The sequence below is a fragment of the Neisseria sp. P0009.S007 genome, from assembly GCF_051962515.1.
Window position 1 is genome coordinate 1 of the sequence record NZ_JBQCVF010000497.1, and the last position, 1,050, is coordinate 1,050.

The following is a 1,050-nucleotide window of genomic DNA, read 5'->3' on the forward strand; positions in this document are numbered from 1 at the left end:
CGACAATACCGGCACCTGCCGTCTTGCCGGATACCAAGCAGATGAAATAGAACCGCCGGTTTCTATCCTGTTTACCCGACAAGCAGGGGCGAATGCCGCAGTAATTGGCGAAGTTTCCCTGCTGCCATTTAACGACGATGACCGCCAACTCGCCTGCGTGGCAGCCCGTAGCGAATTGATGCTGAACGGCAAATCACTGGGCAAATTGGCGTTGAACAAAAAAGGCACAGGCAAATTGAGCAGCGCGCAAACCAGCGCCTTACTCGAAGCATTGAAAAAAGAGAGCAAAATCAGCATCCGTTCTGGAAAATATGAATGGCACTTGTCCGACAAAGGCGCAGCGGCGGCGATGTTGAAAGCGGACGAATTCCAAGGTCGTCTGAATACGCCTTCCGCGCTGATTCGCAAAGGCGGCAGCAGTCAGGCAGTCCTCAGCCCGCAGCCCAAACCCGTCATCCGCGCCGTTGCCGTGCCGAAAAAAGAGGGCGATATGCTGGAACAAGGCACACCACGCCACAGCGCCGTCATGAAACTCTTGAGCGACAGCAACCGCGTTTCCGAAGGCGACGATAATTACTGTTACGCCCTGCACAATAAAGAGCAAATGGATTGGAACCGCAGCCTGTATGTCCATCCGCTCAACGATCGTCAGGTTTTGATTTCGGCCATCTGTATCGGCGGTGCTTATCAAACCAGCGGCTACTATGCCATTGCCGATAAAGAATTGACCAAAATTGAACAAGTGCTGCCGCCAATGACATACGGCGGGCACGGCGGATTCGATGAGAAAACAGCCACCCTTAGCGGCAGCTTCAAAGGCCGAGGGATCGGCGACTGCTGGTCTGGCAATGCAGCGGTGTGGGATGGTAAAACGTTTGTCCGCAGTGAGGAACACACCACCGGTTCATGCAAAGGCTTCACAGGCGGCGCGTGGCTGATGCCTATTTTTGAAGCCCGTGTTGAACGTTAAAATACACGGAATATTTACGATAGAAAGCAAAGGCCGTCTCAAAATTCCCGTTTTCAGACGGCCTTTTTCCTTATACAATA

The 1,050-nt window shown here is 52.9% G+C and carries 1 protein-coding gene; it reads left to right on the forward strand.

The window, feature by feature from the left end:
* Window positions 1-970: DUF1176 domain-containing protein (locus ACTHS3_RS14335; RefSeq protein ID WP_440368286.1), on the forward strand; the 970-nt coding region annotated here is incomplete at its 5' end.
* Window positions 971-1,050 lie beyond the last annotated feature (80 nt).